This window comes from Actinoplanes sp. NPDC004185 (assembly GCF_053603475.1).
In genome coordinates, this window is sequence record NZ_JBSGFR010000046.1 from 1 (window position 1) to 19,863 (window position 19,863).

General features: G+C 71.8%; 20 protein-coding genes. 9 read left to right on the forward strand and 11 right to left on the reverse strand.

Translation table 11 applies throughout. The features are described 5' to 3' along the window. Positions 1 to 736, forward strand: a 736-nt coding sequence (locus ACWEOZ_RS34920; RefSeq protein WP_451914937.1) for an RNA-guided endonuclease InsQ/TnpB family protein, incomplete at its 5' end; no start/stop codon positions are given. Here the strand turns inward: ACWEOZ_RS34920 and ACWEOZ_RS34925 are convergent. Genes ACWEOZ_RS34925 through ACWEOZ_RS34940 form a run of 4 tightly spaced genes read right to left on the reverse strand, consistent with a single transcriptional unit; the run spans position 708 to position 5,763 of the window. Further along, the gene (locus tag ACWEOZ_RS34925) at positions 708 to 1,472 is read right to left on the reverse strand and encodes a 3-oxoacyl-ACP reductase (protein WP_360549836.1); all 765 of its coding nucleotides are present in this window, start codon (positions 1,470 to 1,472) and stop codon (positions 708 to 710) included. The genes ACWEOZ_RS34920 and ACWEOZ_RS34925 overlap by 29 nt on opposite strands. A 10-nt stretch (positions 1,473 to 1,482) precedes the next feature. Further along, a complete protein-coding gene (locus tag ACWEOZ_RS34930) occupies positions 1,483 to 2,838 on the reverse strand; it encodes an aldehyde dehydrogenase family protein (protein WP_451914938.1) in 1,356 nt (451 codons plus the stop codon). Beyond that, positions 2,835 to 4,181: a glutamine synthetase family protein gene (locus tag ACWEOZ_RS34935; protein WP_451914939.1), complete on the reverse strand. Its 1,347-nt coding sequence runs from the start codon at positions 4,179 to 4,181 to the stop codon at positions 2,835 to 2,837. The genes ACWEOZ_RS34930 and ACWEOZ_RS34935 overlap by 4 nt, the downstream gene beginning before the upstream one ends. A gap of 58 nt (positions 4,182 to 4,239) precedes the next feature. Next, entirely contained in the window at positions 4,240 to 5,763 is a 1,524-nt protein-coding gene (locus tag ACWEOZ_RS34940) for an amino acid permease (RefSeq protein ID WP_451914940.1), read from the reverse strand. A gap of 636 nt (positions 5,764 to 6,399) precedes the next feature. Between ACWEOZ_RS34940 and ACWEOZ_RS34945 the strand changes: the two genes are divergently transcribed. Next, positions 6,400 to 6,798, forward strand: a complete 399-nt coding sequence (locus ACWEOZ_RS34945) for a helix-turn-helix domain-containing protein (RefSeq protein ID WP_451914941.1) — start codon at positions 6,400 to 6,402, stop codon at positions 6,796 to 6,798. On the opposite strand, the gene ACWEOZ_RS34950 is transcribed toward ACWEOZ_RS34945, so the two are convergent. Beyond that, positions 6,756 to 7,586, reverse strand: coding sequence for an SDR family NAD(P)-dependent oxidoreductase (locus ACWEOZ_RS34950; protein ID WP_451914992.1), 831 nt, complete (start codon positions 7,584 to 7,586; stop codon positions 6,756 to 6,758). The two genes, ACWEOZ_RS34945 and ACWEOZ_RS34950, sit on opposite strands and share 43 nt — an antisense overlap. A 67-nt stretch (positions 7,587 to 7,653) precedes the next feature. Here ACWEOZ_RS34950 and ACWEOZ_RS34955 point away from each other — a divergent pair, with 67 nt between their 5' ends. The 5 genes from ACWEOZ_RS34955 (at position 7,654) to ACWEOZ_RS34975 (ending at position 12,265) form a co-directional block, all read left to right on the forward strand. Next, positions 7,654 to 8,316, forward strand: coding sequence for a DUF998 domain-containing protein (locus ACWEOZ_RS34955; RefSeq protein WP_451914942.1), 663 nt, complete (start codon positions 7,654 to 7,656; stop codon positions 8,314 to 8,316). Beyond that, positions 8,313 to 9,587, forward strand: a complete 1,275-nt coding sequence (locus ACWEOZ_RS34960) for a sensor histidine kinase (protein ID WP_451914943.1) — start codon at positions 8,313 to 8,315, stop codon at positions 9,585 to 9,587. The genes ACWEOZ_RS34955 and ACWEOZ_RS34960 overlap by 4 nt, the downstream gene beginning before the upstream one ends. Beyond that, positions 9,584 to 10,240, forward strand: a complete 657-nt coding sequence (locus ACWEOZ_RS34965; RefSeq protein WP_451914944.1) for a response regulator — start codon at positions 9,584 to 9,586, stop codon at positions 10,238 to 10,240. Before ACWEOZ_RS34960 ends, ACWEOZ_RS34965 begins: the two co-directional genes overlap by 4 nt. Positions 10,241 to 10,307: 67 nt before the next feature. Next, positions 10,308 to 11,201, forward strand: a complete 894-nt coding sequence (locus tag ACWEOZ_RS34970; protein ID WP_451914945.1) for an ABC transporter ATP-binding protein — start codon at positions 10,308 to 10,310, stop codon at positions 11,199 to 11,201. Beyond that, positions 11,198 to 12,265 (forward strand): ABC transporter permease, encoded by a 1,068-nt coding sequence (locus ACWEOZ_RS34975; protein ID WP_451914946.1) that lies wholly within the window; start codon positions 11,198 to 11,200, stop codon positions 12,263 to 12,265. The genes ACWEOZ_RS34970 and ACWEOZ_RS34975 overlap by 4 nt, the downstream gene beginning before the upstream one ends. Before the next feature lie 21 nt (positions 12,266 to 12,286). On the opposite strand, the gene ACWEOZ_RS34980 is transcribed toward ACWEOZ_RS34975, so the two are convergent. From ACWEOZ_RS34980 to ACWEOZ_RS34990, 3 genes are read right to left on the reverse strand one after another with little or no spacing between them, the layout of a single operon-like run. After that, positions 12,287 to 12,874 carry a TetR/AcrR family transcriptional regulator gene (locus ACWEOZ_RS34980; RefSeq protein WP_451914993.1) on the reverse strand — a complete coding sequence of 196 codons (588 nt, stop codon included), beginning with the start codon at positions 12,872 to 12,874 and terminating at the stop codon, positions 12,287 to 12,289. A 2-nt stretch (positions 12,875 to 12,876) separates the two neighbouring features. Then, positions 12,877 to 15,021, reverse strand: a complete 2,145-nt coding sequence (locus ACWEOZ_RS34985) for a YhgE/Pip family protein (protein ID WP_451914947.1) — start codon at positions 15,019 to 15,021, stop codon at positions 12,877 to 12,879. Further along, positions 15,018 to 15,782, reverse strand: a complete 765-nt coding sequence (locus tag ACWEOZ_RS34990; RefSeq protein ID WP_451914948.1) for an ABC transporter ATP-binding protein — start codon at positions 15,780 to 15,782, stop codon at positions 15,018 to 15,020. Before ACWEOZ_RS34990 ends, ACWEOZ_RS34985 begins: the two co-directional genes overlap by 4 nt. A 111-nt stretch (positions 15,783 to 15,893) precedes the next feature. Between ACWEOZ_RS34990 and ACWEOZ_RS34995 the strand changes: the two genes are divergently transcribed. Beyond that, positions 15,894 to 16,877 (forward strand): LLM class F420-dependent oxidoreductase, encoded by a 984-nt coding sequence (locus ACWEOZ_RS34995; protein ID WP_451914949.1) that lies wholly within the window; start codon positions 15,894 to 15,896, stop codon positions 16,875 to 16,877. Positions 16,878 to 16,895: 18 nt separating this feature from the next. Here the strand turns inward: ACWEOZ_RS34995 and ACWEOZ_RS35000 are convergent, their stop codons facing one another. Then, positions 16,896 to 17,735 (reverse strand): GNAT family N-acetyltransferase, encoded by an 840-nt coding sequence (locus ACWEOZ_RS35000; protein ID WP_451914950.1) that lies wholly within the window; start codon positions 17,733 to 17,735, stop codon positions 16,896 to 16,898. A 124-nt stretch (positions 17,736 to 17,859) separates the two neighbouring features. On the opposite strand from ACWEOZ_RS35000, the gene ACWEOZ_RS35005 reads away from it, so the two are divergent. Beyond that, on the forward strand, positions 17,860 to 18,483 hold the full coding sequence (locus ACWEOZ_RS35005) for a PadR family transcriptional regulator (RefSeq protein WP_451914951.1): 624 nt from the start codon (positions 17,860 to 17,862) through the stop codon (positions 18,481 to 18,483). Between the two features lie 222 nt (positions 18,484 to 18,705). Here ACWEOZ_RS35005 and ACWEOZ_RS35010 read toward each other — a convergent pair whose 3' ends face one another. After that, complete coding sequence (locus ACWEOZ_RS35010; RefSeq protein WP_451914952.1) at positions 18,706 to 19,140, reverse strand: hypothetical protein; 435 nt, start codon at positions 19,138 to 19,140, stop codon at positions 18,706 to 18,708. Between the two features lie 37 nt (positions 19,141 to 19,177). Continuing rightward, positions 19,178 to 19,819 carry a class I SAM-dependent methyltransferase gene (locus ACWEOZ_RS35015; protein ID WP_451914953.1) on the reverse strand — a complete coding sequence of 214 codons (642 nt, stop codon included), beginning with the start codon at positions 19,817 to 19,819 and terminating at the stop codon, positions 19,178 to 19,180. Between the last annotated feature and the right edge of the window lie 44 nt (positions 19,820 to 19,863).

Sequence of the window (19,863 nt, forward strand, 5' to 3'; positions counted from 1 at the left end):
GGCGTTGCCGACAGTCGAGTCCGAGGTCGGTATCGACCTGGGGCTGACGCACTTCGCCGTCTGTTCGGACAGCACGAAAGTCGCGGCGCCGAGATTCCTGCGGCGTGCGGCCCGCAAGCTCAAGCGGTTGCAGCAGGCCCTCTCCCGCAAACAGCGCGGGAGCCAGAACCGCAAGAAGGCCGTCGTCAAGGTCGCCAGGGCACACGCCCAGGTGGCCGACACCCGGCGCGACTGGCAGCACAAGCTGTCCACGACGATCATCCGCGAGAAGCAAGCGGTGTACGTCGAGGACTTGTGCGTGGCCGGTCTCGGCCGGACCCGGCTGGCGAAGTCCGTGCACGATGCGGGCTGGGCCAGTTTCATCGGCATGTTGGAGTACAAGGCCGCCCGGTACGGCAGGGCGTTCGGCCGGGTGGACCGGTTCTTCCCGTCCACCCGGATGTGCTCGCAGTGTGGCCGGATCAACGCCAAGATGGCGCTCGACGTCCGGACGTGGGACTGCCCGTGCGGCAGTCACCACGACCGAGACGTGAACGCCGCCCAGAACGTGTTGGCCGCCGGACAGGCGGACAACGGAAACGACCGTGGAGCGCAGGTAAGACCAGGACTCGTCCCGGCGCCGCGCGGCGAAGCGGTAACCCACCCGGACGTTGCGTGTTACACGCGCAGCGTGGAGGGAATCTCCGTCCTTCAGTTCGGAGAGGATGTCAAAGCGGAGTTACATACGCACCGGTGATGCCACCGTCGACGACGAACTGGGACGCGGTCATGAACGACGCGTCGTCGCTGGCCAGGAACGCGACCGCGGCGGCGATCTCGGCCGGCTCGGCGAAGCGGCCCATCGGGACGTGCACCAGCCGGCGCGCGGCCCGCTCCGGATCCTTGGCGAAAAGGTCCATGAGCAGCGGCGTAGCGACCGGTCCGGGGCACAGCGCGTTGATCCGGATGCCCTCGCGGGCGAACTGCACGCCCAGCTCGCGGGTCATCGCCAGCACCCCGCCCTTGCTCGCGGTGTACGCGATCTGCGAGGTCGCCGCGCCCAGCAGCGCCACGAACGACGCGGTGTTGATGATCGACCCCTTGCCCTGGCGCTGCATGTGCGGGATCGCGTACTTGCAGCAGAAGAACACGCTCGTGGTGTTCACCCGCAGCACCCGTTCCCACGCGTCCAGGCCGGTGACCAGGATCGAGTCGTCGTCGGGGGGCGAGATCCCGGCGTTGTTGAACGCGATGTCGACCCGGCCGTACCGCTCGGCCACCCCGTCGAACAGCGCCTTGACCGCTTCCTCGTCGGTGACGTCACAAGCGACGAACTCGCCGCCCACCTCGTCGGCGGCGGCCTTGCCCGCGTCCGTCGAGATGTCGACGCAGACGACCTTGGCCCCCTCGGCCGCGAACCGCCGGGCGGTGGCCAGTCCGATACCGCTACCGGCACCGGTGATGACGGCGACCCGATCCTGCAAACGCTCCACAGCTGACCTCTCAGGCTTCCGTCGAGATGAACACGTTCTTGACGTCGGTGAACGACAGCAGCGCGTCGGGGCCGAGCTCCCGGCCCAGGCCGGACTGCTTCATCCCGCCGAACGGCGTCCAGTAGCGCACCGACGAGTGCGAGTTGACACTCAGGTTGCCGGTCTCGACCCCGCGTGAGACCCGCAGCGCCCGGCCCAGGTCGCGGGTCCAGATCGAACCTGACAGGCCGTACTCGGTGTCGTTGGCCAGCCGGACCGCTTCTTCCTCGTCGCGGAAGGGCAGCACCGACAGCACCGGCCCGAAGACCTCCTCGCGCCAGTGCGGGTCCCCGGTGGAGTGGGCCAGCAGGACGGTCGGCGGGAACCACCAGCCGTCCCCGGCGGGTGCCTCTCCGGCGAACGCGACGTCCGCGTCCGCGGTGTACGACGCCACCTTGTCCCGGTGCCCGGCGGAGATCAGCGGGCCCATCTCGGCGGTCTCCAGGGCCGGGTCCTGGACCCGGAACGCCTTGACCGCCGGTTCCAGCAGGGCGAGGAAACGGTCGTACACCGACTCCTGGACCAGCAGCCGGGACCGGGAGCAGCAGTCCTGGCCGGCGTTGTCGAAGACCCCGCCGGGGGCCGCCGCGGCGGCCCGTTCCAGATCGGCGTCGGCGAAGACGATGTTGGCACTCTTGCCACCGAGCTCCAGCGTCACCCGTTTCACCTGGTCGGCGCAGCCCGCCATGATCGACTTCCCGACCCCGGTGGAGCCGGTGAAGCAGACCTTGCGGACCGCCGGATGGGTGACGAAGCGCTGCCCGACCACGCTGCCCTTGCCCGGCAGCACGGTGAACACGCCTTCCGGCAGGCCGGCCGCCAGCGCCAGCTCACCGAGCCGGATGGCGGTCAGCGGGGTGAGCTCGGCCGGCTTGAGCACGACGGTGTTGCCGGCCGCGAGGGCCGGGGCGAAGCCCCAGCCGGCGATCGGCATCGGGAAGTTCCACGGCACGATGATCCCGACCACGCCGAGCGGCTCGTGGAACGTCACGTCGAGCCCGCCGGCCACCGGGATCTGCCGGCCGGACAGGCGCTCCGGCGCCCCCGCGTAGTAGTTGAGGACGTCCCGGACGTTGCCGGCCTCCCAACGGGCGTTGCCGATGGTGTGCCCGGCGTTGCCGACCTCCAGCGCCGCGAGCTCCTCGAGGTGGTCGTCGACGAGCGCGGCGAAGCGCCGCAGCAGCCGCGCCCGGTCCCCGGGCGCCACCTGGCGCCAGGATCCGAAGGCCTGGTGGGCCCGCTCGATCGCGGCGTCGGTTTCTGTCAGACCGAGCAACGGTACGGAGGTGAGCACAGTCCCCGTAGCCGGATTGATGACATCTGTCACAGGCGTTCGAAACCTCGCTTAAGCTCCCAGTCGGTGACCGCCGCGTCGAAGGCGGCCAGCTCAATCTTGCCCATGTTCGCGTAGTGAGCGACCACCTCGGGCCCGAATGCCTCCGCTGCCACCGGGCTGAGCTCCCACAACTCCACCGCGTCGCGCAGATGCCCGGGCACCCGGGGCGCGGAGGCGTCGTCGTAGGCGTTGCCCCGGAACTCGTCCTCCAGCTCCAGTTCGTTCTCCAGCCCGTGCAGCGCGCCCGCGATCAGCGCCGCGATGGCCAGGTACGGGTTCACGTCCCCGCCGGGCACCCTGTTCTCCACCCGCATGCCCTGGCCGTGCCCGGCCATCCGCAGCGAGCAGGTGCGGTTGTCGACGCCCCAGCGCAGCGCGGTCGGCGCGAACGAGCCGGGCTGGTAACGCTTGTAGGAGTTGATGTTCGGGGCGAAGAGCAGGCTGAACTCGCGCATGGTGGCGAGCAGGCCGGCCAGCACCCGCTGCCCGGTCACGCTCAGGTGGGCCGGGCCGTCGCCGAGCATCGCCGACCGGCCGTCCTCGCCGCGCAGCGAGAAGTGGATGTGGCAGGAGTTGCCCTCCCGCTCGTTGGGCTTGGCCATGAAGGTCAGTGCCATGCCCTCCTGGGCGGCGATCTCCTTGGCCCCGTTCTTGTAGATCACGTGGTTGTCGGCGCAGGTCAGCGCGTCGGCGTAGCGGAAGGCGATCTCGTGCTGGCCGAGGTTGCACTCGCCCTTGGCGCTCTCCGGCACCAGGCCGGCGCCGTACATCTCGTTGCGGATGCGGCGCAGCAGCGGCTCGACCCGGGTGGTGCCGAGCAGCGAATAGTCCACGTTGTATTGATTCGCCGGGGTCAGGTCGCGGTAGCTCTTGCTGAACGCCTGCTCGTAGGTGTCCTTGTAGAGCACGAACTCCAGCTCGGTGCCGGCGAACGCGGTCAGGCCGTGCTCGGCGAGCCGGTCGAGTTGGCGGCGCAGGATCTGCCGGGGCGAGGCGTAGACCGGCCCGCCGTCGGTGGTCTCCAGGTCGGCGAGGACCATGGCCGTGCCGGGCAGCCACGGTACGGGCCGCAGCGTGCTGAAGTCGGGACGCATGACGAAGTCGCCGTAGCCGCTGTTCCACGACGACATCTCGTACCCGTCGACGGTGTTCATGTCGACGTCGACCGCGAGCAGATAGTTGCAGCCCTCGCTCGCCCCGGAGGCGACCTCGTCCATGAAGAACCGGCCGTGCAGTCGTTTGCCCTGGAGCCGCCCCTGCATGTCGGTCAGCGCGAGCAGGACCGTGTCGATGCTGCCGTTGGTGACGGCGACGTCGAGGTCTTCGAGATCCATCCGGTTCCCTTCGGAGGGTGTGGGGGCCGGGCGGCTGCCCGGCCCCGCCTCTAGCAGATCACTCCCCGGCCGGCATCGTCTGCTCTCCGTGCGCGGCCTTCTCGATCAGGTTCTGCTTCGGCCCGGTGAACCACTTGCGGGCACTGGCGAACCACCACAGGGTGGCCCCGCCGACGACCACCACGACGGCGAAGATCGTGTAGTTGAAGTTCGCCGCGGTGATCGGGCCGGCCACCGGCAGGACGAACAGCACGCAGATGAGCACCACCCAGACGATCGCGATCCAGCCGACCGCCGCACTCCACCGGCCCAGGTTCCACGGCCCCGGCCGGAAGTCCGGGTTGAGCCGCCGCAGCAGCACCGGGCCGACGTAGGCGATGTAGAGCCCGATGACCGCGATCGAGGTCGCCGCCGCGTACGCGGTGGTGTTCCACAGCGACGGCAGCACCAGCAGGGTCGAGATGGTCACGCAGAGCCAGATGGAGTTGGTCGGCGTACCCGTCCGGGGGTTGACCTTCTTCCACAGCCGGGAGCCGGGCAGCGCGCCGTCCCGGGCGAACGCGTACGACATCCGGGAGTTGGCCGTCACCGACGCCATGCCGCAGAAGAACTGGGCGACCACGCAGATGAACAGCAGGAACGTGCCCAGGTTGTGGCCGGCCGCGTCGATGAAGATCTGCGCGGGCGGCAGTCCGAGCTCGGTGGTCCGTTGCGCGTCGTAGTCCTGGATCGACCAGGTGATGGCCACCAGCAGCACGAAGCCGGCGATGATCGAGACCACGACCGAGAGCACGATGCCGCGCGGCGCGGCCCGGGCGGCGTCGTGGGTCTCCTCGGCCACGTGCGCCGAGGCGTCATAACCGGTGTACGTGTACTGCGCCATCAGCAGACCGATCAGCACCGCGTAGAACGCGGCTCCCTGGAACGTGAAGCCGGTCTCGTTCCTGACCTCGAAGAACACCTCGGAGATCGGCTTGTGCTGGTCCGGTACGACGGCGAGGACCACCACGATCACCGCGACGCCGACCAGGTGCCACCAGGCGCTGACGTCGGAGAGCAGCCGGACCAGGCTCACCCCGAAGGTGTTCAGCAGGCCGTGCGCGACGATCAGGACCAGGAAGATCAGGAACGTACGGCCCTTGGTGACCTCCATGTCGAAGGTCAGGCTGAGGAACGCCGACGTGGTGATGGCCGCGCCGAAGTCGATCGCCGCGGTGACGGCCACCTCGCCGAGGAAGTTGAACCAGCCGATGAACCAGGCCCACGCGGCCTTGTTGCGTTTGGCGAGCGCGGCGGCCCACCAGTAGAGGGCACCGGCGGTCGGATAGGCCGAGCAGACCTCGGCCATCGCCAGCGCCACGAAGGTGACCATGATGCCGACGAAGAGCCAGCCGAGCGTGATGGCCAGCGGGCCACCGGCGTTCATGGCGATCCCGTACGAGGTGATCGCGCCGGCCAGGATGGAGATGATCGAGAAGGAGACCGCGAAGTTCGAGAAGCCGGACAGTCGGCGGTGCAGTTCCTGCTGGTAGCCGAGTTGGGCAAGGCGTTCTTCGTCGGTGCTGGGAGGCTCAACGCTCATAACGACTCCCTGGATCCGAGGGGCAGATGTGACCTGGGCCACCGCTGTCCGGTGATGATCTCCCCCCGGTGTTACGCCCGTCAATGAACGGCGTTAATTGCGTTGCCGGGCGCCGGAAGCAACCCGCACACTCGTAGACATGTCAGGGCAACTTCCCTGACGACGCCACTCGGCGCGCGAGCCCTCGGCAGGCTTCGCGGAAGACTCGGGGCAGCCCACGGCTCCCCAACCCGCGGCGGCGCGGGGCGCGGTCACCTCTCTCTCGACGCAGCATCGCGCTGTGCCACGCGCCCGTCCCGTGCCGCCGCCCCTTTCGCCCTAAAAATCTACAGCGGCGAGACTAGAAATCTGCCAGTAGCAGGCATAACATCACAGAGGTCGGCCACGCACAGCCGGCACGCAACTGGCAATGACTCTGAGTTGGTAAGGAGGACGAGATACCGCAGCAACGCGAACTCGCCAAGTCCCCGACCCGACAAGAGGTGATCGCAGCCGATGCCCATCACTCAGGCCATCCGCTAGCGGCACGCAAGCAGATGAGCCTCGCCGACGACGGTCGGCCACAGAATTGAACAGCCAAGGCCCCGGTAACCCGCCGGGGCCTTGGACTGTGTCCAGACCCGCACGGAAGGCACCATGAGCACCGCGTTCGACGACGCCGACTTCCCGGCGTACACCATGGGCCGGGCCGCCGACATGATCGGCGTGACGCCGGCCTTCCTGCGCAGCCTGGGCACCGCCGGCCTGATCGAGCCGGAACGCTCGCTGGGCGGGCACCGCCGCTACTCGCGGCACCAGCTGCAGCTCGCGGTCCGGGTCCGGCAACTGCTGGACGAGGGCATGCTGCTCAGCGCCGCCTGCCGGATCGTGACGCTGGAGGACCGGCTGGCGGCGGCGCACCGGCGCATCGTCGACCTGGGTGGCACGCTGACCGCCGACGACGACGCGGACCTGCCGACCCCGACCCGGCCGGACATCGCGACCACGCACTACTACGGCTCACCGCGCGGCGACCGCTCCCCCTCCGCGCCGTAGACGGCGGCCAGGCTGGCCTCCCAGAGCTGCCGAGCCCGGGCCGGATCGACGGAACGCCCGGTGGCGCCGAACGGCCGGCGCCACGCGAAGTAGCCGCCCGGCACCGCGGCGGCCGGATCGTCCGCCAGCCACAGCAACGTGTCCGCGCCCTGCTCCGGGCTGCGGAAGACCAGCTTGCCGAGGGAGAAGAGCGGACTCTGCCGGCCGAAGCGGCTGCGGATCAGGCCGGGGAAGAAACAGGTCGGCACGATCCCGTACGGGCCCCAGCGGCGGGCCGCCTCGATGGTGAAGAGCAGGTTGGCCTGTTTGCTGGCGCCGTACGCGGTCCACCGGCTGACCTGACGCCGGCCGGGCCGCCGCACGTCCAGCGTGCCCCACGCCTCGGCCGCGGAGCCGGTCGTGACGATCCGCGCGGCCGCCGCCGCCCGCAGCCGGTCCAGCAGCATGTGGGCGAGCAGGAAGCCGCCGAAATGGTTGATCTGGACGCACGGGTCGAACCCGTCGGCGGTCAGCCGCCGGGCCGGCGCGAGCTGCCCGGCGTTGTTGACCAGCACGTCGACCCGCTCGTGGGCCGCCGCCAGCGCGGCCCCGGCCGCCCGCACCTCGTCCAGCACCGCGAAGTCGGCCCGGTACGCCGCCGGCGTGCTCCCGCCGGCCTCCCGCACCACGTCGACCGCGTGCCGCAGCCGCCCCGGATCGCGGCCCAGCAGCACCACCTCGTCGCCGTCGCGGGCGAACGCGGCCGCCGCGGCCAGCCCGATACCGGAACTGCCACCCGTGACCACGATCGTGCGCCGCTCTCCCACACCCACCATTGGATCAGTCCGGGAGCTCCGCCGGGCTACGGTGGAGATCATGGTTGCGCTCGGGTACCGCCACGACCGGGTTGCCGCCCTGGCCGGCGTGGCAGTCCTGGTGGGTGCGCTCACCATGCTCGCCGGGCTGGTCGCCGCGCCGGGTCCCTGGACCGAGGGCTACGTCAGCGAGGCCGGCACGACCGGCATGCCGCTGGCTGTCGCGTACCGCTGCGGGCTCGTCGGGCTGGCGGTGGGGGTGGCGCTGCTGGGCCGGGTCCTGGGGCGCGACTCACGGCCGGTGGCCACCCTGCTCGGCCTCGCGGCGCTGCTGGCCGGCACGTCGGGCGTGGTGCCGTGCACCAGCGGCTGCCCGCTCCCGCCGTACGAGCCGACGACCGTGGCCGACGTCAGCCACACCGCGGCCAGCGTCATCGGCATGGTGCTGCTGGCCGGGGCCATGGCCCTGGTGGCCCTCTCCGCACCCTTCGGACCCGTGCTGCGCCGCCTGTCCACCACCGCTGTCGCGATCATCGTGCCGCTCGGTGCGGTGCTCGGGCTGACCATGCTGCTGTCCGGCCGCGGGCCGGTGAGCGCCGGTCTCGAACGGGCAGCCCTGGTGGTGGCGGTGAGCTGGCTGGTCGGCACGTCGATCGTGGCCGCTACGGTCCGCCGTACCCGACCGGAGCCCCGGCCCGGCAGCCGTGCGATCGTCGGTGGATGACCTCCCCGACCGTCGACGACGGGCCGCGGCCCGGACCGACTCCCCGCCAGCGCCGCATCGACCTCGGCATCGCCCTGGCCATCGCCACGGTCGCGGTGCTCAACGTCTTCCTGGCCCGCAGCGTCGGTCTGTTCGCCTCCGGTCCGGTGCCCACGGTGACCGAGCAGCTCGGCTGGACACTGGCGGTGACGCTGCCGCTGATCTGGCGCCGCAGCCATCCGGATGTCGTCGCGGTGCTGGTCGCGATCTTCTTCATCGGCGCCCAGGTCCGTGGTTCGCAGGAGCAGCAGCTGGCCTCCGGGGCTCTCTTCGTCGCGATCTACACCCTCGGCGCCTGGGGGCGCAACCGGCGCCGGAGCCGCCGGCTGCGCCTGACGATCATCGCCGTGATGTTCCTCTGGCTGGCCATCGCCTGGTTCCTCGCCCATGACGAAGTCCTCGCCGACGGTCCGCCCGGCGCCTCCGGCGAGCTGCCCCCGCTGCTGGCCGCCCTGCTCAACAGCACCATCATCAACGTGGCGTTCTTCGGCTTCGCGTACGCCCTGGGCGAGGCGGCCCGGCGGCAGTGGCAGCTCGAACGGCGGACGACCGAGCTGCGGGCGGCGCAGGCGGTGGCCGGTGAGCGGGCGGTCATCGGCGAGCGGGTCCGGATCGCCCGCGAGCTGCACGACGTGGTGGCCCACCACGTGTCGGTGATGGGCATCCAGGCCTCGGCCTGCCGCCGGATGCTGGACAAGGACCCCGAGCGGGCCCGTACGGCCCTGACGGCCGTCGAGGACAGCGCCCGGACCGCCGTCGACGAGCTGCGACGCATGCTCGGCGCGCTGCGCGACACCGGCGGCGCCGGCGAGCAGCCACCGGCTGAGGCCACCCTGGACCGGGTCGACGAGCTGGTGGCCCGCGCCCGGGAGGCGGGCCTCACCGCGACCTGCAACGTGTACGGCGACCCTGTGCCGCTACCCGGTTCCGTGTCGCAGGCGGCGTACCGGATCATCCAGGAGGCCGTGACGAACACCCTGAAGCACGCCCACGCGTCCACGCTCGACATCCGGATCCGTTACCTGGCCGGCGAGCTGGAGGTCGACGTGGCCGACGACGGCCGCGGCGCCGTCCCCGCTCCGGCCGGCGGGCTCGGCCTGATCGGCATGCGCGAACGGGTGGCGGTGCACGAGGGCGTGCTGGAGAGCGGACCGCGCACCGGCGGCGGCTACCGCGTCCGCGCGCGGCTGCCCCTCTCCCGGACCCCGACCACCGCCGGGGAGCAGCGATGATCCGGGTTCTGCTGGCCGATGACCACCAGCTGGTGCGCACCGGCTTCCGGGCCATCCTGGAGAGCGAGGACGACATCGAGGTCGTGGGCGAGGCCGCCGACGGCACCCAGGCGGTCGCCCTGGCCGGCCGGCTGCGGCCCGACGTGATCCTGATGGACGTCGAGATGCCCGGCATGGACGGGCTGGAGGCCACCCGGCGGGTCACCGCCCACGACGGCCCGTCGGTGCTGATCCTGACCACCTTCGATCGCGACGACTACCTGTTCGCCGCGCTGCAGGCCGGGGCCAGCGGCTTCCTGCTCAAGAACGGCACCCCGGAGGCGCTGACCGAGGCGGTCCGGGTCCTCGCGGCGGGCGACGCGTTGCTCGCGCCCGCGATCACCCGCCGGGTCATCGAGACCTTCGCCAACCCGGCCCTGCGGCAGCCCGGCGCCGGGACCCGGCTGGCCGAGCTGACCCCGCGCGAGCACGAGGTGCTGGTGCTGATGGCCGGCGGGGCCACCAACGCCGAGATCGCCGGGCGGCTGCGGCTGGGCGAGACCACCGTCAAGACGCACGTGAGCCGGGTGCTCATGAAGATCGGGGCGCGGGACCGGACGCAGGCGGTCGTGCTCGCGTACGAGCTGGGAGTGGTGCGGCCGGGGTCCTCCTAGCGGAGGACCCCGGTGATCATCCTCGGGCCGGACTCGCGGACGCCGCCCGCCGCCTAGCGTGGTGAGCATGACCAACGTGCTGAAAGTCGAGGCCGTCAGTCGCAGCTTCGGGGACCGGCGGGTGCTCGAGGACGTCTCGTTCACTGTGGAGGCCGGGCGGATGACCGGCTTCGTCGGCGCGAACGGCGCCGGCAAGACCACGACGATGCGGATCATGCTCGGCGTGCTCGCGGCGGACGCCGGCGAGGTGACCTGGCAGGGCGTCCCGCTCACCCGGGAGCTGCGGCACCGTTTCGGCTACATGCCGGAGGAACGTGGCCTCTATCCGAAGATGACCGTGGCCGATCAGATCGTCTATCTGGGCCGCCTGCACGGGCTGAGCGCCGAGGCCGCCCGCCGCAACACCGCCGCCCTGCTGGAGCGCCTGGGGCTGAGCGACCGGGGTGGCGAGCAGGTGGAGAAGTTGTCGCTCGGCAATCAGCAGCGCGTGCAGATCGCCGCCGCGCTGGTCCACGACCCCGAGGTGCTGGTGCTGGACGAGCCGTTCTCCGGGCTCGACCCGCTCGCCGTCGACGTGGTCGTCGGCGTCCTGCGGGAACGCGCGGCCGCGGGCGCCCCGGTGCTCTTCTCCAGCCACCAGCTCGACGTGGTCGAGCGGCTCTGCGACGACCTGGTGATCATCGCGGCCGGCCGGATCCGGGCCTCGGGCAGCCGGGGCGAGCTGCGGGCCGGTTACGCGCTCCCCCGCTTCGCCGTCGAGGTCGACACCGACGCCGGCTGGCTGCGCGACCACCCGGGGGTGACGCTGGTCGACCTGGACGGCGCCCGCGCGGTCTTCGACCTCGCCTCCGGGGCCGACGACCAGGAGGTGCTGCGCGCCGCGCTGGCCCGGGGCCCGGTCCGTTCCTTCGGTCCCGTCACGCCGTCGCTCGCCGAGATCTTCCGAGAGGTGAACCAGTGACCACCCTTGCCGCCGCCCGGCTCGTCGCCGCCCGCGAGATCCGGGTCAAGCTCCGGGACAAGACCTTCCTGATCAGCACGGCCTTCTTCCTGCTGATCGCCATCGCCAGCACCGTGCTGCCGGGGCTGCTCGACGGCGGCCCGGCCAAGGTCGCCACGGCCGACCGCACGGTGGCCACGGCGCTGCAGCGGGCCGGCCTGGAGGTGCGTACGGTCACCACCGACGCCGAGGCGGAACGGCTCGTGCGCGACGGCGACGTGGAGGCGGCCGTGGTCGCCGGCCCGGCCGTGCTCGCCCTGGAGGAAGCACCGGCCGAGGTGGTCGAGGCGCTCAGCACCGCGCCGCCGGTGCGGCTGCTCGACCCGGACGCCACCGACCCGTTCCTGGCCTTCGTCGTGCCGTTCGCCCTGGCCTTCCTGTTCTTCATGACCTCGTTCACCTTCGGGCTGCAGATCGCGATGAGCGTGACCGAGGAGAAGCAGACCCGGATCGTCGAGATCCTGGTGGCCAGCGTGCCGGTGCGGGCCCTGCTGGCCGGCAAGGTGGCGGCGATGACGTTGCTGGCGTTCGGGCAGATCGCCCTGATCGCGGTGGTCGCGCTGGTCGGGATGCAGATCGCCGGGGTGGACGCGGACGTGACCGCGCTGGTCGGGCCGACGATCGCCTGGTTCCTGCCGTTCTTCCTGATCGGCTTCGTCATGCTGGCCACGCTGTGGGCCGGGGTGGGCGCGCTCGCGGCACGGCAGGAGGACATCAACGGCGCCTCGGCACCCTTGCAGCTCGCGGTCATGGGCCCGTTCTTCGCGGTGCTGTTCCTGCGGGAGAACGACGCGGCGATGACGGCGTTGTCCTACATCCCCTTCTCCGCGCCGATCGCGATGCCGGTGCGCCTGTTCACCGGGGACGCGGCGGGCTGGGAGCCGGTGGTGTCTCTGCTCGTGCTGGCGGTCTCCACGGTGGTGTTCCTCGCCGTCGGCGCCCGCGTCTACGAGGGGTCGCTGCTGCGCACCAACGGGCGGACGTCCTTCGCGACCGCCTGGCGCAGCCGCTCCACGGTCGGCTGAGTTTCTGGTCCGCCGGGTTGCTCAGGCGACCCGGCGGACGATCGACAGCAGCGACTGCTCGACGTCCTCGATGGACCGTTCCGGCTGGAACACCAGCCAGTCGACCGCCACGACCAGCCCCACCCCGAAGAGCGCCGACGAGGCCACCCGCACGTCCAGATCCCCGGGCAGATCCCCGGAGTCGACCCCGGCCTGGACGGTCTCGGCGATCACTCCGATCGCCTGCTCCCGCAGCAGCACCAGCGTCTGCTGCCACTCCCGGTTGGTGCGCCACATCTCCGACAGCAGCAGCTGGGCGAAGGCCCGGTACCGGCGGATGTACTCCAGCTGGGCCCGGATCAGGGCGTCGACCGCGTCCCGGGGTGGCAGGCCGGCGACCGCCGCGCGGAACTCGTCGGTGAGCAGCCCGATCCCGTGCCGCAGCAGCTCCTCGAAGAGGGCCGTCTTGGAGGCGAAGTTGTAGTAGACGGTGCCCTTGGCGACCTTGGCCCGCAGCGCGATGTCGTCGACCGTGGTCGCCGAGAAGCCCTGCTCGGCGATGAGCTCCACCGCCGCCTCGAACAGGCGTTGCCGGGTGTCCTCGCGCCTGCGGGTCCGTCCGTCCACGATTGTCAGATCACCAGCTCCGGATGCAGGTCGGACGGGGTCAGCCGCCGCGACCGGTGGGCCACCGCCACGGTCAGGGCCAGCGCCGTGAGCCCGTAGCCGAGCAGCGCCAGTGCGCCGGTGACCACCGTACCGGCCGGGCCGCCGTCGATCGCGTGGCGCAGGGCGTCCACGACGTAGGTCATCGGCAGCAGCGGGTGCACGGCCTGGAAGAAGTCCGGCGAGGTCTGCACCGGGTAGGTGCCACCCGACGACGTCAGCTGCAGCATCAGCAGGGCCAGCGCGGCGATCCGGCCCGCCGGACCGAGGGCGGCCCCGAGCACCTGCATGATCGCCGCGAAGGCGGTCGCCGTGAGCATCAGCAGGCCCAGGGTGAGCAGCGGGTGCACCGGGTTGAGGCCGAGGCCGAAGACCACCACCGCGAACAGCAGCGACGCCTGGGTCAGCCCGATCGCCACCGCCGGCAACAGCCCGGCCAGCGCCACCCGGTACGCGGGCGCCCCGGACACCACGTACCGGCGGTTCAGCGGGCGCAGCACCATGTACGTGATCATGGCACCCACCCAGAGGGCCAGAGCCAGGAAGTACGGGGCGAAACCCACGCCGTACGTGGCGGCCGGGTGGCGCACCGTGCGGTTCAGGGCGACCGGGTCGCTGAGCACGTCCGCGCGGTGGGACGGGTCGTCGCCGTACCCCGGCAGTTGCTCCGCCCCGTCGGCCAGCCCGGATGCCAGCTTGGCGGTACCGCTGCGCAGGTCGCCGAGGCCGGAGGCGAGCTGATGGCCGCCGGCCGTCAGCGAGTCGAGGCCGCCGTCCAGCTCACGCGCGCCGGACGCCAGCCGGAAGATGCCCCCGCGCAGGTCGTCGGCACCGGCCGCGGCATCGGTGGCACCGCTGTTGAGCCGCTGGGCCCCGGTGGCGAGCTCGCCGAGACCGGCGGCGAGCCGGTCGACGCTGCTGCGGGCCGCGGCGACGTCGTCGGCCAGGTGCGGCGCGGCCGCGGCGACCTGACGGGCGGTCGCGGCGACCTCGTGCAGCCGGGCGCTCAGCGCGTCCAGGTCGGCGGAGTGGACCGCGGACTGCACCCGCTCGGCGGTGGCGACCAGCTGCCGCGCGAGGTCCTTCATCTCGGCCCGCTGCGGGATGTCCCCGGGCAGCGCGTCGACGTACTTCTGCAGCTCCCGGGCCCGCTGCACGGCATCGCCGGCCGCGTCGTCCAGCTTGTCGACGTTGCGGGCGAGCAGTTCGGCGCCGTCGGCGACCTGGTCGGCGGCGTCGGCGATCAGCTCGGCGTTCTGCCGCAGCAACGGCTCGACCTTGTCGGCGGCGGTGTCGACCGCGGTCGCGAGCTGCCGGCCGCCGGTCGCCGCCTGCTGCGTACCGGTGGCGAGCTGGGCCGCCCCGGCCTGCAACGTGGCCAGGCCGTCGGCGAGGTCGTCGGCGCCCTGCGCGGCACTGCCCAGACCGTCGGAGAGCTGCCCGGCGCCGCGGTCGGCGTCGGTGAGGCCGCCGGCCAGCCGGTCGGCGCCGCTGCTCGCGTCGCTCACGCCGTCGGCCAGCTTCGCGGCGCCGTCGGCGGCCCGCTCGGACTCCTTCTTGGCGTCGGTGAACCCGATCAGCATCTTGTCGAAGTAGCCGGCCTGGGCCCGCTGCGCGGCGGCCGCCTGGACCTCCTGGAACGCGGTCCGGGAGAAGACCCCGGAGAGGTAGTTGGTGGCGTCGTCGTTGATGACCACCAGCCGCGAGGACGTCGGGGTGGCGTCGGGATCCGGCCCGGTGGTGAGGTCCTGGGAGAAGTCCCGCGGGATGCGCAGCGCGAGCTGGTAGCTGCCGTCGGCCAGCCCGGCCTCGGCGCCGCGCTCGTCGGTGACGTGCCAGTCGAAGACCTCCCGCTTGATCAGTTCGTCGGCGAGATCCTGGCCGGCGTGGACCTTGGTGCCGTCACCGGCGGTGGCGGTGACGTCCTCGACGACGAGGGCGGCGGGGATGTGGTTGAGCCGTCCGTAGGGATCCCAGAAGGCGTAGAGGTAGAGGGCGCCGTAGAGCAGGGGGACCACGCAGAGGACGACGAGGGCGGCCGCGGGGAGGCGGCCGCGCAGGAAGCGGCGCAGCTCGAACCCGGCGAGCCGGACGCTGGACGGACCGGTCATGACTTCTCCTCCTGCGCGTCGTCGTCCGGCTGGATGTCGCTCTCCGCTGGCGCGTGCTCATCGTCGGCCCGCGTCTCCGTCTCGGTTCCGGTCGTCGGCTCGGTCCCGGCCGGGGGCTCGGCCATGGCTGCCGAATCGCCTTCGGCCGCTGCGCCGGGCTCCGGTTCCGCTCCGCGTTGCTCCGCCGGCCGGACCGTCGCCCCGAGCCGCACCACTATGGACACCCGCTCCGGGTCGACCTCGCGCGCTGTCACCAGCACGGCAACGCCGTCCTGGGCGATCGACTCCAGCTGAGCCCACAACTCCCGCGTCTCGCCCTCGTCCAGCCCCTCGTCCACCGCATCCAGCGCGATGACCGCGGGCTGCTCCAGCCGGGCCAGCACGAGCCCGAGCAACTGCCGCTGGAACGGGCTCAGCTCGTACCCCTTCATCCGCGGGTCAAGGCCGAGCAGTGGCACCTGCCCGGCCTCCCGCGGGGATGTACCGGTCAGCAGCAACCGTTCCCGGACGTGCTCGATCACCGTGAGCACCGGTTCGGGCGACGTCACGCCGGGCACCCAGCCCAGCGCGGCCGCCCCGGTGACCCGGCCGGCCGAGAGCTTGAAGCGGTGCGACAGCGCGAGCAGCACCGTCGTGCGCCCGCTGCCCGGCGGGCCGACGATCGCCACGATCTCTCCCGGCTCGACGCTCACGTCGAGGTCTTGGAAGAGCCACCGGCGGCGGTGGCGTACGCCCGCCCCGGAAGCGGTCAGAACCGGCATCACAGCACCCACTTTTCAAACTGACTGGTCAGTACAAATAGTTGCTCGTGATGGCCGTCGATGGAAGTGACAGTGGTGGACCTCACCTCGATCACAGGGCAGGATCGGGAGATGCCGAAGCGATGGGGAATGACCGTACCGCTGGGCGGGGTGCCGCTGGCCGAGCACGCCGCGGTCTTCGCGGCCCTGACCGACGCGGGTTTCACCGACCTGTGGTCGTCCGAGGTTGCCGGCACCGACGCCTTCACCCCGCTGACCCTGGCCGCCGCCTGGCAGCCGCGGGCCCGGCTCGGGACGGCCATCACCCCCGTCTTCACCCGCGGCCCGGCCCTGCTGGCGATGACGGCCGCCGCGCTGGCCGAGGCCGCGCCGGGCCGGTTCCAGCTCGGCATCGGCGCGTCGTCCCCGGTCGTCGTCGGCGACTGGAACGCGGCCGATTTCACCAAGCCGTTCGCCCGCAGCCGGGACATGCTGGAGTTCCTGCGCGCGGCGCTGGCCGGCGAGGTGGTCGACCGCGAGTTCGAGACCTTCCGGGTACGCCGTTTCCGCCTCGAACGCCCACCCGCGACCCCGCCGGCAGTGCTGCTCGCCGCGCTGCGTCCCGGCATGCTCCGGCTGGCCGCGTCCGCCGCCGACGGCGTGATCCTGAACTGGCTGGCAGCCACCGACGTGCCGCGGGCGCTGGCCGAGGCCAAGACCGACCGGCCGGACTTCGACGTGGTGGCGCGCATCTTCGTGTGCCCGACCGAGGACGCGACCTATGCCCGCACGGTCGGCCGCCGGATGATCGCGGCCTACCTGACCGTCCCGGCGTACGCGGAGTTCCACCGCTGGCTCGGCCGCGAGCCCGCCCTGGCTCCGATGTGGACGGCCTGGGCGGCGGGCGACCGCAAGGGCGCGCTGGCGGCGATCCCGGACGAGGTGGTGGACGAGCTGATCGTGCACGGCTCACCGGCGCAGTGCCGCGAGCACGTGGCGCGTTACGCGGCGGCCGGCGTCGACGTGCCGGTGATGGCCCTGGTGCCGACGCCCGAGTTGCAGCAGGGTGGCGCGGCAGCTCTGGGCGAGCTCATCACAGGGCTGGGCCGGCCCTAGAACAGAGCTGGGCCGGGTCTAGAAGAGGACGGTGGCGAAGCTGCCGTTCGGCACGAAGCCGCAGCGGGCGTAGAGCCGGCGGGCGGGTGCGTTGTAGTCGTTGACGTACAGGCTCACGGTCGGCGCGACCCGGCGCAGGGCGTCGCGCAGCACCGCCGCCATGGCGCCCGCGGCCATTCCGTGCCCCCGGAACTCCGGGTCGACCCAGACCCCTTGCACCTGCGTGGTGCGCCGGGTGACGATGGCCAGCTCGGCCTTGAACACGACCCGGTCGCCGACGAACCGCGCGTAGGCCCGCTTCGAGCGCACCAGCTCGGAGATCCGCCGCTTGTAGCCGCGGCCGCCGTCGTCGACCAGGGGCGAGACGCCGACCTCCTCGGTGTACATCGCGACCGCGGCCGGGAAGAGCTGGTCCACCTCGCCGGGCTGCACCAGGCGCACCTCGGGGTCGGGCGCGATCGGCGCCTCCCGGTCGGCGACCAGCAGCGGCTGGTGCGGGCGCACGTCCCGGGCCGGACCCCACTGCCCGCCGAGACGTTCCCAGAGGTCGAGCACGGCGTCGGCCCGCCCGATGATCGACGAGCAGATGCGCGGCTCGGCGCCGAGCAGGTCGGCGTAGGCGGCCACCGCGGCCGGCGTCGTGCACACCGGCACGAGGTGGGCCCCGGACCAGCAGAGCGATTCGATGCGGCGGCCCGGGCCGTACCCGTAGATCCGGCCGTCGGAGCGCCACCAGTTGAGCCCATACGCCGCCACGCGCTCGGCGATCTGGGCGCCGGCGTACGGGTCTTGGTCGAGGATCCGCTCGACCGTCGCCCGCTCGGACTCGCCGAGCTGGCGGATGGGCACCGTCAACACAGGTACCAGATTGCCAGATGGCAGCCCGGATACACCCGTGCCGCCCCCTCGGATCGGAGAAACCCTTGCGCCTGACATGTTGCCGATATATCGTCTAACTATCGACAACAGATCGGAGAAAGTCATGCGACACCACCACATGCGCGAGGGACACGTCCACCCCGGCAGCCTGCGCGAGGGCCTCATGCGCGGCTTCGGCTTCCCGCCCGGATTCCCGTTCGGCCAGGGCGGCCCCGGCTTCGGCGGTCCCGGCGGCGGCTTCGGGCCCGGAGGCTTCGGCCCCGGCGGACGCGGCCATCGACGCGGCGGCCGCGGCAGCCGGCCCAATGTGCGACCGGCCCTGCTGGCGCTGCTGCTCGAACGGCCCATGCACGGCTACGAGATGATCCAGGAGCTGGAGAGCCGCACCGGCGGCATCTGGCGCCCGAGCCCCGGCTCGGTCTACCCGACCCTGCAGCTGCTGGAGGACGAAGGCCTCATCGAGGCCGAGGCGGCCGGCGGCCGCAAGCGCTTCACCCTGACGGACGCGGGCCGCGAGGAGGCCACCGTCGCGGCGGAGAACCCGCCGTGGGCCCAGTTCAGCAACGACACCATGTCGCAGGTCCAGGACTTCCGCGACGCGGCGGTCGGCATCATGGACGCGCTGCGCCAGGTGGGTTTCAACGGCACTCCGGAGCAGCGCGACAAGGCCCTGGAAGTCCTGAACGAGACCAAGCGCAAGCTCTACGCGATCCTCGCCGACGAGTGATCCGCCGGGGCGCATCCATTCCGGTGGGTGCGCCCCTCTCATGCTTTTCCGCTACGGCGGCCGGTAGCCCACAACCGCAACACCGTCGGCCACCCGCACACCGGCGAGCCGGGAGAATCTCCCGCTGATCACCCGCCGCCGGGCTGAGAGCGATGGTCGCCCGGGCACCCGCCCGTCGCGCCGGCCTTCACGCGATCGGACGCGCTCCGCATCGGGTGCGCTTCAGTTGGGGCTGGTCTCGACGGCGTTGACCGCGACGGCCCGGACGCACGCGGCCGCGAGCAGGCCCAGGCCGGTGGCCAGGACCGGCAGGCCGATCCCGAACGGCATGTCCTGCGCCCAGGTGATGCCCTTGTCGACGTCGTACTGCGCGAAGCTGAACGCCACGACGGCGGCGGCGAACAGCGCACTCGCCACGCCGGCTGCCGTTGCCGCCATGGCCGCGTCCAGGGACGTACGGGCCCACAGTCCCGCCACCAACGTCAGGCCCAGGAACACGTACACCCACCAGGTCCAGCCGGCGCCCTCGGAGAGGTACCGCGTTCCGGAGTACCACCACTCGAACCGTGGGGTGAGGCGGAACCAGGGCAGCAGGTAACCGACCGCGGTCAGCAGGACGCCGGTGATGATCGCGGCGTCCGGAGCCGGCTTTCTCATCGGCCGATCTTAAGGTGGCCCCACCACACCGCTGCTGTCACTTCTCGGCGCGGTAGAAGGCGTAGGCGCCGAAGCGGGCCCGTTCGCGGCCGTTCTCGGTGACGCCGGTCAGGCCCGCCTCTGCCATTGCCGCCAGCAGGCGTTCCGGGACACTGGCCGCCACCAGTGGATGGCGGTGCGTTCTGCGGGTGCCTGACGGCGTGCCGTCGATGTCGACCACGTGGAACTCGCCGCCCGGGCGCAGGACGCGCCGGACCTCGCCCAAGGCACGCCGGCGTTCTTCGTCGTCGAGGTGGTGCAGCATGAACGAGGACAGGACGCGGTCGAAGCTCGCGTCAGGCAGGGGCAGGTTGCCGGCGAAGGCTTGCTCGTACCGGATCGGTAGTTTGCGCCGGGCGGCCTTGCGGCGGGCCCGGCGCAGTGCGGCCGGGTCCGGATCGATGCCGACGGCCTCGATGCCGGGCGCCCGGCGCCCGAGGGCCGTGAGCAGGTTGCCCGTGCCGCAGCCGATCTCCAGGACCCGCCCGCCGGGCCGGAGGTCCGCGCGGTCGAGCAGCTGCCCGTGGATGCGGCCGATCCGGGCCAGCCGGGTGAACGGGTCGTAGAGGGGCAGCAGCCAGTGTTTGCCCATGGCGGGCAGATAGTGCTGGTCGTCCCGGGCGTGCGCCTGTCCGGTCATGTCGCGCTCCTGTCGAGTCCGACGAAATTACGTCGTACTCTCAG

What these genes read in the sequence shown, in the direction of transcription:
- ACWEOZ_RS34935 (WP_451914939.1), bottom strand. Translation starts at nt 4,181, where the DNA reads ATGGATCTCGAAGACCTCGACGTCGCCGTCACCAACGGCAGCATCGAC.
- ACWEOZ_RS34940 (WP_451914940.1), bottom strand. Translation starts at nt 5,763, where the DNA reads ATGAGCGTTGAGCCTCCCAGCACCGACGAAGAACGCCTTGCCCAACTC.
- ACWEOZ_RS34945 (WP_451914941.1), top strand. Translation starts at nt 6,400, where the DNA reads ATGAGCACCGCGTTCGACGACGCCGACTTCCCGGCGTACACCATGGGC.
- ACWEOZ_RS34955 (WP_451914942.1), top strand. Translation starts at nt 7,654, where the DNA reads ATGGTTGCGCTCGGGTACCGCCACGACCGGGTTGCCGCCCTGGCCGGC.
- ACWEOZ_RS34960 (WP_451914943.1), top strand. Translation starts at nt 8,313, where the DNA reads ATGACCTCCCCGACCGTCGACGACGGGCCGCGGCCCGGACCGACTCCC.
- ACWEOZ_RS34965 (WP_451914944.1), top strand. Translation starts at nt 9,584, where the DNA reads ATGATCCGGGTTCTGCTGGCCGATGACCACCAGCTGGTGCGCACCGGC.
- ACWEOZ_RS34970 (WP_451914945.1), top strand. Translation starts at nt 10,308, where the DNA reads ATGACCAACGTGCTGAAAGTCGAGGCCGTCAGTCGCAGCTTCGGGGAC.
- ACWEOZ_RS34985 (WP_451914947.1), bottom strand. Translation starts at nt 15,021, where the DNA reads ATGACCGGTCCGTCCAGCGTCCGGCTCGCCGGGTTCGAGCTGCGCCGC.
- ACWEOZ_RS34990 (WP_451914948.1), bottom strand. Translation starts at nt 15,782, where the DNA reads ATGCCGGTTCTGACCGCTTCCGGGGCGGGCGTACGCCACCGCCGCCGG.
- ACWEOZ_RS34995 (WP_451914949.1), top strand. Translation starts at nt 15,894, where the DNA reads ATGCCGAAGCGATGGGGAATGACCGTACCGCTGGGCGGGGTGCCGCTG.
- ACWEOZ_RS35005 (WP_451914951.1), top strand. Translation starts at nt 17,860, where the DNA reads ATGCGACACCACCACATGCGCGAGGGACACGTCCACCCCGGCAGCCTG.
- ACWEOZ_RS35010 (WP_451914952.1), bottom strand. Translation starts at nt 19,140, where the DNA reads ATGAGAAAGCCGGCTCCGGACGCCGCGATCATCACCGGCGTCCTGCTG.
- ACWEOZ_RS35015 (WP_451914953.1), bottom strand. Translation starts at nt 19,819, where the DNA reads ATGACCGGACAGGCGCACGCCCGGGACGACCAGCACTATCTGCCCGCC.